A 12,752-nucleotide genomic window follows, 5' to 3' on the forward strand; every position below is an offset into this window, starting at 1 on the left:
AATTGTTCAGCTAGCTCAGCTAGTGTCTTATCACCCTTGATCGCAGATATTGCCACCTTGGCTTTGAATCCCGCTGCGTGATTCCTTCTCGTCCTTTTCTATACTCTCGCTCCTTTTTTGCCGTCTATTGCAGGGCTTGGGGTGAGCAAGATTACCACTTATCCGACTGTCCGAATTTGCGAGGCCACTTCTCTTTTCAGTAGACCAATGATTGCTCGGGATATGTTACATTTTCTGGCGCAAGGCAAAACCGGAACATTGGCTTAGTCTCCAAGCCCATAAGAAACTTCCAAATCCAATAAAATTCCGCTTCTTCTGTGTAGGTAAAATTCTTACATTGCGATAGGAATAGTACCTAACTTCGTTTAGGCTGAACTTCCATTTACTTCCAATGCTGCATAATCGAAAATCTACCCCTACGCATTTGCATTTTTGATTGAGACATTTTTTAATTTAAAGGGGTGTTGAAATGGAAACAAATCAAATTCTTGACGAAATCAGAGACATCAATTTGAGTTATTTGTTGCTGGCTAAACAAATGTTGCGCGATGATAGGGTATCGGCAATCTATCGTTTGGGAATTAACCAAGATCTCGCTAATATTTTGGATAACTTAAGTTCGGCACAATTAATCAAAATGGCTGCTTCAAACATGTTACTTTGCCGTTTTCGTTTTGATGACCGTCTAATTGCTGAAATGTTAACCAGTGATAATCGTGAGCAAGCTGTTATTAAGTCTCATGCAGCGATATTAATGGCAGGAAAGCCGGCGGAAGCTATAGCTTAAGAAATTAATCGACGGGAAAGGAATATATTATGCGCAATCGAAGTATTATAACTGAGGCCAAGCAAATTCAGCTTGCCACTGAATTAATCGAGTTGGGTGCGCGCTTACAAGTTCTGGAAATGAATACTGATCTGAGTCGTGAAAGACTGGTTAAGTTGTATAAAGAAATTAGAGGCGTATCTCCCCCTAAAGGTATGTTGCCGTATTCAGAAGATTGGTTCATGAGCTGGCAACCCAATATGCATTCTTCATTATTTATTAACATATACAATTATGTTACAACGAATGCTGGGATTGATGGCATAGATGCGCTGATTAAGAGTTACAAGCTCTACATTGAGCACATCAATGTCAATGAACTTGAGAAAGTGTTAAGTTTGACGCGTGCCTGGACTTTAGTGCGTTTTGTTGACAGTGGGGTATTGTGTATAGCACCCTGTGTGAGCTGCCATGGCAAGTTTGTTGTGCATACGTTGGAAATTCATTCAAATCACGTTTGTGGTCTGTGCAATGTTCCGTCACGAGCTGGGAAAACAAAAAAGGCAGCTATTGCCGCCGCTCTACATTAAGCAAGCGTAGTTTCTTCTGCCGAGTCAGATCACTTAAGCAAGTTCTTAATACGATTTAATGCTTGCTGCAGATTCTCCAATGAAGTAGCGAAAGATAAACGCATATAGCCTTCACACCCGAAAGCGGAGCCTGGAACAACAGCGACACCCGAATTTTCCAGGAGATACTCGCTGAACACGATATCGTTTTGTGCACCAATCAAGTTTCTTTTATGGAGATCCTCGATTGATTGGCGAACATCAGCAAACGCATAGAATGCACCTTCGGAAGATAAGCAGCGGAAGCCACGGATCTGATTCAATTGCTCGGTCACAAAAATATTACGTTCTTTGAATGCAGCAACCATTGGACTCATGCAAGATTGATCACCATTTAATGCGGCTTCAGCAGCCGCCTGTGAGATCGAGCTGGGGTTTGATGTGCTTTGCGACTGAATATTCTCCATCGCGGTTATGATATGGGCAGGTCCGCCACAATAGCCGATTCTCCACCCGGTCATAGAATAAGCTTTGGATACACCATTCAGAACCATCGTTTGCGGAAATAATTCCGGGCAAGCATTGACTATATTAATAAACTTCTGATTCGATAACAGAATATGTTCATACATGTCGTCAGTAGCAATCAGAATTTGTGGATGTCTACGTAAAACCTCACCCAAAGCCTTGAGTTCATCACTCGTATAAACCGCTCCCGATGGATTGCTGGGGCTATTGATGACAAACATTTTCGTTCTGGGAGTAATCGCTGCTTCCAGTTGTGCTGCAGAAATTTTGAAATTCTGTTCGATCCCGGTATTAATAAAAACCGGCTTGCCTTCCGCGATTAAAACAATATCCGGATAGGAAACCCAATAGGGCGCCGGGATAATCACTTCATCACCAGGATTGATCACGGACAATACCAAATTAAAAAAACTCTGTTTTCCGCCGCATGAAACTAAAATTTGTTTGGCTTCAAAATCAAAATTATTTTCACGTTTAAACTTCGCCACAATGGCATTTTTTAAACCGGGTGTTCCACCGACTGCGGTATATTTGGTCAAACCCTTATTAATCGCAGCGATTGCAGCATTTTTGATATGCTGTGGGGTATCAAAATCAGGTTCGCCTGCTCCTAATCCTATAATATCTCTGCCTTCAGCTTTTAATTTAGCAGCTCGAGCGGTAACAGCAAGGGTAGGGGATGGCTTAATGGTTTGAACGCGATTAGAGAGTTCCACAAAAAATCCTCACACAAAAATAGGTGGACCGGCATGTTAAAATGACATGAAGAAACAATTCAATTTTGGAATTATACCTGTGATCGTAACCTTCCCCAATAGTCCGTACAAATTACATCAATCATTTGAGCCAGCAGGCGACCAACCCGAGGCAATTACGAAGCTGGTCGAAGGTATTCATGATGGTCTTGCGTCTCAAACATTACTGGGTGTTACGGGTTCAGGAAAAACCTATACGATTGCCAACATGATTGCACGTCTCGGTCGCCCGGCAATTGTGATGGCGCCGAATAAAACACTGGCGGCACAGCTATATGCTGAAATGCGCGAATTTTTCCCTGAAAATGCGATCGAGTACTTTGTTTCGTATTATGATTATTATCAACCTGAGGCATATGTGCCGTCACGCGATATTTTTATTGAAAAAGATTCGAGTATTAACGAGCATATTGAGCAAATGCGTTTGTCCGCCACAAAATCATTGCTAGAGCGGGATGATGCAATCATCGTCGCTAGTGTATCGTGCATCTACGGTATCGGCGATCCCGTTGATTATCATGGCATGATTTTGCATTTGCGCAGCGGCGAGAAAATCACGCAACGTGAAATGATTAAACGGCTGACTGAAATGCAATACGACCGTAATGAATTAGAGTTCAAACGCGGTGTGTTTCGCGTTAGGGGCGATGTGGTGGATATTTTTCCAGCTGAAAGCTCTGAAACCGCTGTGCGTGTTTCATTATTTGATGATGAAGTCGATAGCATGTCATTATTTGATCCCCTAACGGGCCGTATGTTACAAAAATTATCACGCTATACCGTATATCCTTCCAGCCATTATGTAACGCCTCGGAGCACTACGCTGCGCGCAATTGAAACAATAAAAGTGGAGTTACGCGAGCGTTTAGATTATTTTTATCAGGAGCATCGGTTGGTTGAGGCGCAACGTCTTGAGCAACGCACACGATTTGACCTGGAAATGCTGAATGAATTGGGTTTTTGCAAAGGCATTGAAAATTATTCACGTCATCTTTCCGGTAAGCAACCGGGCGAGCCACCTCCAACGCTTCTCGATTATCTGCCGCGTAATGCCCTGATGATCATTGATGAAAGTCATGTCACCGTGCCCCAGGTGGGCGGAATGTATAAAGGCGATCGTTCGCGGAAAGAAAATCTGGTGAATTATGGTTTTCGCTTGCCATCTGCGCTGGATAATCGTCCTTTAAAATTTGAGGAATTTGAAAGAAGGATGCCGCAGACAGTTTTTGTATCGGCAACACCGGCTGATTATGAAAAAATAAACAGCGGTCAGGTTGTGGAACAGGTTGTCCGGCCGACAGGGTTGGTTGATCCGATGATTGAAGTGCGTCCAGTGGCAACACAAGTTGATGATTTGATGTCTGAGGTCAGCTTACGGACGGCAAAGAATGAACGGGTTTTAGTCACCACCTTAACGAAACGCATGGCCGAGGATCTGACGGATTATTTTTCTGATCATCAAATCAAAGTGCGTTACCTACACTCGGATATCGATACCGTTGAGCGTGTCGAAATTATTCGTGATTTGCGCCTGGGTAAATTTGATGTACTGGTTGGCATTAATTTATTGCGCGAAGGGTTGGATATTCCGGAAGTTTCATTGGTCGCCATACTGGATGCCGATAAAGAAGGCTTTCTGCGCTCGGAAAGATCATTGATTCAAACCATTGGCCGGGCAGCACGTCACATAAATGGTACGGCAATTCTTTATGGCGACAGAATAACCAAATCTATGCGTTTTGCAATCGATGAAACCAAACGCCGGCGTGATAAGCAAACGCAACATAATCTGCAACATCATATAACACCGCGATCTGTCCATAAGCGGATTAAAGATCTGATCGACGGTGTTTACAATTATGAGTCCGCGCAGCAGAATCATAAAGCAGCGCAAGTACAGGCACGCTATGATGCCATGAGTGAAAATCAGTTAGCCAAGGAAATTCAGCGGGTTGAAAAGCAAATGCTGAATGCCGCAAAAAATCTCGAATTTGAGCAAGCAGCATCGTATCGGGATGAACTAAAAAGCCTCAAGAATAAATTGCTGATTGGCTTTACCGATGTTACCTAATAAATTATTTCTTAACTTCGGTAGAAGAAACAAAAATGACTGTACTGAAGGTGCGGTTCAATGTATTACTGGTGAAGTTAGTCATCACCATACTTTCAACGAAACGAATATGGTCACCTTTATTGACCTTGGTCGTAGGCGCTGCAATCCAGAACTTATTACCGCCATTCTCTAATTCCATATACGTATAACCGGTTGTGTCGACGAAAGAGATAACCGTCCCTTCGTTAGTAGCTAATTTTTCAGCGGATCCTTGACTGTTCTGAGGCTCATGGTGTAGCGCCATGACATTGGCCGGATTCAATAGCAAACATCCAACCAGGGCGATAAGGGATAAAAATGAAATTTTCATGCAAGCTCCAAAAATACGGTGTTGTTCGACGCAGTATAATACACTGCTATATTATTTAGTTCTAATATTGGAAAATTTTGTTGTTGCTCTATCCTGGCGTACCTTTTCAAAAAAACAAATGGCAGCTGCAGCTGCAGCATTGAGTGATTCGGTTTTGCCGGGCATGGGGATAGAAATATTCTCGTTGGCTGCTTGTATCATTTCTTTAGATAACCCCGCACCTTCATTGCCGAACACAAATGCTGACGGCCCAGCTAATGAAATCTCAAAAAGCGTTTTTGTGGCTTGTATGGATGTGGCAATGACAGTCCCGGAAAATTCCTGCACAACCTTCTGCAAGTCACAGTTCTCATGAATGCGCAAAAAAAAATGTGCTCCCATGGCCGCTCGGAGTGTTTTAGGCGACCAGGCATCAGTGCATTGTTTTGAAAGGTAAACATCTCTGACGTTAGCGGCGGCTGCCGAACGTAAAATGGAGCCAAGATTCCCGGGATCTTGAATTGCCTCAAGTAAAACACTGAAAATTTCTTTCCTATGATCGGTTTCTTTCTTCAATTCAGGAATTGCGATGAGCGCAAGAATTCCTGTCGGCGTCTTGACGGGAGATATTCCACGAAGCAGGGCATTACTCACGATGGTTATTTTAGGGCGCGTATTGCCAAAAAGCCTATTTAGAAAACCTTTGTTCTCAATGTCTTCAAAATAGGATTGACCGACAATCAGATTTTCCGGTGTGCCCAGTACCGAGCAATAGATCTGAATGAGATGTACCCCGTCCAGCAACGTTAGCCCCGTTCTTTTACGATACTGTGATGATCCTTCCAACTTGATCAATTGCTTAATGAGCGGATGCTCGCGTGAAGTAATAACCGGCATGATTAAATCCCGAAGCTATCGAGAAGTGATTACGATGGTCATCCCCGGCTTATCGATTTTTATAGCGATACTCCGCTGACATGGCATGCGCCTGTAATCCTTCTCCATGCGCTAAAACAGAAGCAATTTCTCCAAGCTTTGCAGCACCCTGCTGAGAGACCTGGATGAGGCTGCTGCGCTTCTGGAAGTCGTACACGCCCAATGGGGAAGAAAAACGTGCTGTCCGTGATGTGGGTAAAACATGGTTAGGACCGGCGCAATAATCTCCAAGCGCTTCACACGCATTTCGGCCGAGGAAAATAGCGCCGGCATGGCGGATTTTGTCCACCCAGATTTCCGGCTGATCGACAGATAATTCCAAGTGCTCAGGTGCAATTTTGTTGGCGATTGCACAAGCTTCATCCAGGTTTTGCACCTGAATCAAAGCGCCACGATCTTCCAGTGAAGCGCGAATGACATCTTTGCGCGGCATTCCGGATAACAGGCGGCCAATACTGTGCATCACCCGATCGAGAAATTCTGCATCGGGAGATAATAAAATTGCTTGCGCCAGTTCATCGTGTTCTGCCTGTGAGAATAAATCCATGGCAATCCAGTCGGGATCTGTTTTGCCATCACAAATAACCAAAATTTCAGAAGGGCCGGCTACCATATCAATGCCGACGATGCCGAATACCCGGCGCTTGGCGGCAGCGACATAAGCATTCCCGGGACCCACGATCTTATCAACTTGCGGGATCGTTTCAGTGCCATACGCCAGTGCACCGACAGCTTGTGCGCCGCCGATGGTAAAAACCCGGTCAACCTGACTGATTGCAGCCGCTGCCAGAACCATATCATTTCTTTCCCCGCCCGGTGTGGGAACAACCATGATCAGCTCCTTCACACCGGCCACCTTCGCGGGGATGGCATTCATCAAAACGGACGACGGGTAGGAAGCTTTGCCGCCCGGTACATAAAGACCTACGCGATCCAGCGGGGTTATTTTTTGACCTAACAGCGTACCGTCTGAATCCGTGTATTGCCATGAATTCAATTGCTGCTTCTCATGGTAGCTTCGAACGCGTTCGGCAGCTTGTTCCAATGCATTACGCTGGATTGACGGTAAAGTTTCCAAGGAATGACGCAAATTTTCCTGCGTCAGCTCGAGATCCTTACCGGATGTTACGGAAAGCCGGTCAAAACGGTTGGTGTATTCGATCAAGGCAGCATCTTTGCGGCTTCTGATATCCGCAAGAATCTTGGCTACTGTGATATCGACCGCATCATCTTGGGCATTCTCAAAAGCCAATAATTTCTCAAGATTGGAATCGAAATCAGGATCGGTTGAATTGAATCGTTTAATTCGGATCATGGTATAAATTAAATTTCTGGTGAATTCGATTGCCGGCAGATTTTATTGCTTAACGGCTTCAGAAAATGCATCCAACACGGGTTGAATAATATTCCTCTTTAGCTTCAGCGCAGCTTGATTAACAATCAATCTTGCCGAGATTGGCATGATTTCTTCGACAGCTATAAGATTATTTGCTTTTAGTGTGTTGCCACTTGAAACCAAATCAACGATTGCATCAGCCAAACCAACGAGTGGAGCCAATTCCATTGATCCATACAATTTGATCAGATCGACGTGGACGCCTTTGCCAGCGAAGTGTTCACGAGCGGTCTGCACATATTTGGTTGCAATGCGCAATCGCGCGCCTTGCTGCACGGCAGATTCATAATCAAAGCCTTCAGGCACGGCCACCATCATCCTGCAGCGCGCGATATTTAAATCCAGCGGCTGATAAAGACCGGAACCGCCATGCTCGTGCAACACATCTTTTCCAGCAATGCCAAGATCCGCGGCACCATATTGCACATAAGTCGGTACATCCGATGCGCGCACAATAATCAAGCGGACATTGGCGCGATTGGTGGAGAGAATCAATTTGCGCGATGATTCCGGATCATCCAGCGCTACAATTCCCGCCGCTTTTAACAACGGTGCCGTGTCCTCAAAAATTCGCCCTTTTGACAGGGCGATTGTAATATCAGTCATAAATCAGGAAATTATCCAAGATTAGCTGCGGCAAAATCCCAATTGATCAATTTATCCAATACCGTATTCACATAGTCGGCGCGGCGATTTTGGTAATCCAGATAATAAGCGTGTTCCCACACATCAATGGTCAATAATGGGCGGACATTTTTAGTGAGTGGTGTTTCAGCGTTGCCGGTTTTGGCGATAGCAACCTTGTCTCCATCCAACACCAGCCATGCCCAACCACTTCCAAATTGTGTCAATGCTGCTTGAGCCAAATCTTTTTTGCACGCATCCAAGTTGCCAAACGACGCTTCAATTTTTTGTTTAAGCGCAGCGGATGGCTCGCCGCCGCCGTTGGGCTTCAGGCTATGCCAATAGAACATATGATTCCAGACTTGCGCGGCATTATTAAAAATTGCAGCCTTATCAGCTTGCCCGGCGGTTGCCTTAATGATCTGCTCCAGCGATTGTCCTGCCAGATCGCTGTTTGCCAGAAGATTGTTCAAGTTATCGACATAAGTCTTGTGATGTTTGCCATAGTGAAAGCTAAGCGTATTGGCGGTGATCACCGGCTCCAATGCATTATTCGCATACGGAAGGGGTGCCAGCACATATTGCGAACCGGATTGAGCGGCTTTGGAAAAATTATCGAGATTGACTGTGGACATAGGGGTCTCCTTAGAATGAAAAGTGAGTTTATTGTAATAACTTTTAATTAATTCAATCATGATTGGGAATAATCCTCAGTGAGCATTATTTGTTTCCGTGGTGAATGTGATTTTATTGTAACCTGCCAGCCGGGCAGCTTCCATAACTGTGATGACAGATTGATGCGTTGCTTTGGCATCCGCATTGATAATAATAAACGGATCCGGTTGATTCTTGGCCGCGGAGAGTAATGCATCGCGCAAGCTTTCGATACTGGAAAACTTAATCGGCACAAGATTGATTGTATAGTCTCCTAGTGCGTTGACAGTAATATCAATGCTATTGGGTTTGTCGATATTTTTGTCGACTTTCTCCGCATTGGTTTCGGGTAAACTGATTTCAAGCTCAGCAAATTTTGAATAAGTGGTCGTGACAACCAAAAATATCAGTATCACCAGTAATACATCAATCATCGGTATCAGATTGATTTCTGGGTCGTTATTTTGTTTTCCGCGTTGAAAATTCATTCCGGTACAGGCCGTGTTTAAGGATAATCTAAATGGCGAAACGCATTACAGCAATATTTCATTCAATGAGTAGACGCATTACTAAATCAGATTAGTATAATACCAATTGTATTTTTTATTAAAGCTATCGAAATAATGACACAATTATTGCACAGACTTATAAAATAGCCAGCCGTGTTTTTATAGCTTGCTCGTGCAGGATCTTTTCAATAGTTATTCTCAAATTTTTAGCCGACTAATGCCAAATGATTAAACCATTAATAAGCGTCGTGATGGGCAGTAAAAGCGATTGGGATGTGATGCAGCACGCAGTCGCCATGTTAGATGAATTTCATATCACGTATGAGGCCAAAGTAGTCTCAGCGCATCGCACACCGGATTTGATGTTTCAATTTGCCGAAGAAGCTAGAGCTCGCGGGATCAGATGCATTATTGCCGGAGCGGGCGGTGCTGCACACCTGCCCGGTATGATTGCCGCAAAAACCACGCTACCGGTTCTGGGTGTTCCGGTTAATTCCAAACATTTACAAGGCCTGGATTCACTGCTCTCGATTGTGCAAATGCCCAAAGGCGTGCCCGTCGCTACCTTTGCCATCGGCGAAGCGGGTGCGGCCAACGCGGGATTATTTGCTGTTGAATTGCTGGCGGTGAATAACAGTGAATTGAGTGCGCAACTGGACGAATACCGGCGGAAACAAACCGAATCTGTTCTTAACGCAGAGTTGCCGAAATAATGCGCATCATGCCTGGAGCCATGCTGGGTGTGCTTGGAGGCGGGCAGCTTGGACGCATGTTTGTGATGGCGGCGCAGCAAATGGGATACCGGGTGACGGTATTGGATCCATTGCCGGATAGTCCTGCCGGACGCACCGCGGATGATTTTATCTGTGCCGATTATGCCGATCAATCGGCGCTGGAAAAACTCAGTAGCCAATGTGTTGCCATTACCACCGAATTTGAAAATATCCCAGCGAACTCGCTACGAAAGCTGGCTAAATCCTGTGTCGTCAGTCCGGATGCATACAGTGTTTCGATAGCACAAAACAGGATTGCAGAAAAACAATTTTTGGGTACCAATGGTTTTGCCATTGCGCCGTTTGCAGTCATACAGCAGCAGGATGACTTTGCCACTCAGGATGTCGCAGATTTGCTTCCCGGTATCCTGAAAGTCAGTCAGTTCGGTTACGATGGCAAAGGCCAGAAATCCGCTGCGGATGAAACGGAATTGCTAGCCGCCTATGCGCAATTGAATCACCCGGTTTGCGTGCTGGAAAAATTCATGCCACTGAAAAGCGAGCTGTCGGTTGTCGTGGCGCGAGGTAAGGAGGGAGAAATCCGAACTTTTCCGGTATCCGAGAATCAGCACGTCAACGGCATTCTCGATATCAGTATCGTGCCGGCCAGAATTTCACAGGAATTGGCTGAACAAGCCCAAACCATTGCTTGTAATATTGCGGAAAAACTGAATTACCAGGGCGTGCTGTGTGTCGAGTTTTTTGTATTACAGAACGATGAATTATTGATCAATGAAATCGCGCCTCGCCCGCATAACAGCGGACATTATTCGATCAACGCCTGCATCACCTCGCAATTTGAACAGCAAGTGCGCACCCTGTGCGGCTTGCCGTTAGGTTCAACCACGCAACATAGCGCCGCCGTGATGGTCAATTTGCTGGGCGATCTGTGGCAAAATGGCGAACCCGACTGGAATCCGGTTTTGCAAAACCCATCGGCCAAATTGCATTTGTACGGCAAAACCGAAGCGCGCCCAGGCCGTAAAATGGGGCACTACACCGTGTTAAACACGGACACCGACACGGCGTTACAACAAGCCACCGCCATTAAAAAACAACTTGAACACCATTAAATCCAAAAGCCATGACGCAACCCTCTGCATTATTTGAAACCAGTATCAAAAGCCTGCCGTTATTGCATCGCGGCAAAGTCAGGGATATCTATGCCGTCGATGATGATAAGTTGCTGATCATTCAAACCGATCGCTTATCGGCGTTTGACGTGATTTTACCGACTGCGGTGCCGGGGAAAGGAAAGCTGCTGACGGCACTATCCGATTTCTGGTTTAAAAAATTGGCGCACATCCTCCCCAATCACTTGACCAGTATTTTGCCGGAATCGATCGTGGCCGAGGATGAGCGTGAACAAGTGGAAGGGCGCGCATTTGTCATTCGGCGCTTGAGACCCTTGCCGATCGAAGCAATTGTGCGCGGCTATGTGGTTGGATCAGGATGGAAGGATTACCAAAAAACCGGCGCAATTTGCGGGATTCAACTGCCCGCGGGGTTGAAATTGGCCGAGAAGCTACCGGGAGGTGCCATTTTCACCCCCTCGACCAAAGCGGCAGCTGGTACGCACGACGAAAACATTCCATTAACGGAAGTGGAAGCCCAATTAGGCAAAGCACTGACCGCCAAAGTCAGCGAAAAAGCCATCCGGCTCTACACCGAAGCCGCCGATTACGCCGCGCAACGCGGCATCATCATCGCCGATACCAAGTTTGAATTTGGGTTGGATGATGCCGGTGAACTGTATCTGATCGATGAAGTGCTGACCCCGGATTCATCTCGCTTTTGGCCAGCCGATCAGTATAGGGCAGGGCAGAATCCACCTAGTTTTGATAAACAGTTCGTGCGTGATTGGCTGGAAAAGCAGGATTGGAATAAAAAAGCGCCAGCGCCGGAATTGCCGGAAGAGATTTTGCGGGTGACGATGGAAAAATACCAAGAAGCATTGAGATTGTTGACACGATAAACTTCTAGGCGAACGAAAATGACTATCAAGATCTTCATTAAAGCAAAGGCACAACCAATAACAGTTGGTATCATCATGGGTAAGAATAAGATTCTTGATTATGGATCTGGCCCTGGCCCTATGATTCCTTATCTTAGCCTGTAAAAACATAGGCATCAGCTTGTATTTCCAGGCCACCTAGAAACATATTAAGACGGAAAATATGTTTAATTAAGGCTATGTCATCGTTAGTTAGTGGTGGTGATGTAACCCAATGAATTTGTAGTAAAATATCAATTATTGGTTTTTTGGCGAATGACTTGTTTATAAATGATAATTTGTGTTTATTTACAGCGACCAACAATTAACGATGACATAGCCTTAATTAATGTTGTTATTGGAGAATCACTTGAGTATTCTTAATCGTAATAATGTTCATGTACAGGCCAATAATGGCCCAGTGCTGCTATATGCCCATGGCTTTGGTTGCAACCAGACTATGTGGAATCAGGTCACGCCCTACTTTGAGTCTACCCATCGCCAAGTGCTGTTTGATTATGTTGGCAGTGGCAAGTCCGATCTAGCATCGTTCGATGCGAAGCGATATTCCAACCTAAATGGCTATGCACAGGATGTTTTGGATGTTTGTGACGCGCTAGGTTTGAGCAAAGGGGTGACGTTTGTAGGACATTCGGTAAGTTGTAGCGTAGGTTTGTTGGCTTCTATTGCACGGCCAGAACTATTTGATCGCTTGGTACTACTCGGTCCTTCTCCCTGTTATTTGAATTACCCACCTGATTACCTAGGAGGCTTTGAGCGCGAAGATCTAGAGGGTCTGTTATCCCTGATGGATCAGAACTATATAGGTTGGGCTAACTATCTGGCT

The 12,752-nt window shown here is 45.3% G+C and carries 14 protein-coding genes; 7 read left to right on the plus strand and 7 right to left on the minus strand.

Annotated elements, in window-relative coordinates; translation table 11 throughout:
* The first annotated feature begins 469 nt into the window (after positions 1 to 469).
* Together flhD and flhC are read left to right on the plus strand one after the other, a co-directional pair.
* Complete coding sequence (gene flhD, locus ACH10T_RS08085) at positions 470 to 787, plus strand: flagellar transcriptional regulator FlhD (RefSeq protein WP_394808796.1); 318 nt, start codon at positions 470 to 472, stop codon at positions 785 to 787.
* A gap of 29 nt (positions 788 to 816) precedes the next feature.
* Positions 817 to 1,356, plus strand: a complete 540-nt coding sequence (flhC, locus tag ACH10T_RS08090; RefSeq protein WP_394808797.1) for a flagellar transcriptional regulator FlhC — start codon at positions 817 to 819, stop codon at positions 1,354 to 1,356.
* A 29-nt stretch (positions 1,357 to 1,385) separates the two neighbouring features.
* Here the strand turns inward: flhC and ACH10T_RS08095 are convergent, their stop codons facing one another.
* Complete coding sequence (locus ACH10T_RS08095; RefSeq protein WP_394808798.1) at positions 1,386 to 2,579, minus strand: pyridoxal phosphate-dependent aminotransferase; 1,194 nt, start codon at positions 2,577 to 2,579, stop codon at positions 1,386 to 1,388.
* A 79-nt stretch (positions 2,580 to 2,658) separates the two neighbouring features.
* On the opposite strand from ACH10T_RS08095, the gene uvrB reads away from it, so the two are divergent.
* Positions 2,659 to 4,689 carry an excinuclease ABC subunit UvrB gene (gene uvrB / locus ACH10T_RS08100; protein WP_394808808.1) on the plus strand — a complete coding sequence of 677 codons (2,031 nt, stop codon included), beginning with the start codon at positions 2,659 to 2,661 and terminating at the stop codon, positions 4,687 to 4,689.
* Between the two features lie 4 nt (positions 4,690 to 4,693).
* On the opposite strand, the gene ACH10T_RS08105 is transcribed toward uvrB, so the two are convergent.
* The 6 genes from ACH10T_RS08105 to ACH10T_RS08130 all read right to left on the minus strand — a co-directional run bounded on the left by ACH10T_RS08105 (position 4,694) and on the right by ACH10T_RS08130 (position 9,118).
* Entirely contained in the window at positions 4,694 to 5,041 is a 348-nt protein-coding gene (locus ACH10T_RS08105) for a hypothetical protein (protein ID WP_394808799.1), read from the minus strand.
* 51 nt (positions 5,042 to 5,092) lie between these two features.
* Positions 5,093 to 5,917: a TrmH family RNA methyltransferase gene (locus ACH10T_RS08110; protein WP_394808800.1), complete on the minus strand. Its 825-nt coding sequence runs from the start codon at positions 5,915 to 5,917 to the stop codon at positions 5,093 to 5,095.
* A 49-nt stretch (positions 5,918 to 5,966) separates the two neighbouring features.
* Positions 5,967 to 7,271 (minus strand): histidinol dehydrogenase, encoded by a 1,305-nt coding sequence (gene hisD / locus ACH10T_RS08115; RefSeq protein WP_394808801.1) that lies wholly within the window; start codon positions 7,269 to 7,271, stop codon positions 5,967 to 5,969.
* A 42-nt stretch (positions 7,272 to 7,313) separates the two neighbouring features.
* Positions 7,314 to 7,958, minus strand: coding sequence for an ATP phosphoribosyltransferase (gene hisG, locus ACH10T_RS08120; protein ID WP_394808802.1), 645 nt, complete (start codon positions 7,956 to 7,958; stop codon positions 7,314 to 7,316).
* 11 nt (positions 7,959 to 7,969) lie between these two features.
* Positions 7,970 to 8,611, minus strand: coding sequence for a superoxide dismutase (locus tag ACH10T_RS08125; protein ID WP_394808803.1), 642 nt, complete (start codon positions 8,609 to 8,611; stop codon positions 7,970 to 7,972).
* A gap of 75 nt (positions 8,612 to 8,686) precedes the next feature.
* On the minus strand, positions 8,687 to 9,118 hold the full coding sequence (locus ACH10T_RS08130; RefSeq protein WP_304905699.1) for a biopolymer transporter ExbD: 432 nt from the start codon (positions 9,116 to 9,118) through the stop codon (positions 8,687 to 8,689).
* Between the two features lie 245 nt (positions 9,119 to 9,363).
* Between ACH10T_RS08130 and purE the strand changes: the two genes are divergently transcribed.
* The 4 genes from purE to ACH10T_RS08150 form a co-directional block, all read left to right on the plus strand.
* Positions 9,364 to 9,852, plus strand: a complete 489-nt coding sequence (gene purE / locus ACH10T_RS08135; RefSeq protein ID WP_394808804.1) for a 5-(carboxyamino)imidazole ribonucleotide mutase — start codon at positions 9,364 to 9,366, stop codon at positions 9,850 to 9,852.
* A complete protein-coding gene (locus ACH10T_RS08140) occupies positions 9,852 to 10,985 on the plus strand; it encodes a 5-(carboxyamino)imidazole ribonucleotide synthase (protein ID WP_394808805.1) in 1,134 nt (377 codons plus the stop codon). Before purE ends, ACH10T_RS08140 begins: the two co-directional genes overlap by 1 nt.
* A gap of 11 nt (positions 10,986 to 10,996) precedes the next feature.
* Positions 10,997 to 11,887 (plus strand): phosphoribosylaminoimidazolesuccinocarboxamide synthase, encoded by an 891-nt coding sequence (locus ACH10T_RS08145; RefSeq protein WP_394808806.1) that lies wholly within the window; start codon positions 10,997 to 10,999, stop codon positions 11,885 to 11,887.
* 388 nt (positions 11,888 to 12,275) lie between these two features.
* The coding region (locus ACH10T_RS08150) for an alpha/beta fold hydrolase (RefSeq protein WP_394808807.1) at positions 12,276 to 12,752 on the plus strand (477 nt) is incomplete at its 3' end.

The organism is Nitrosomonas sp. (genome assembly GCF_043753625.1).
Taxonomy (GTDB): Bacteria; Pseudomonadota; Gammaproteobacteria; order Burkholderiales; family Nitrosomonadaceae; genus Nitrosomonas.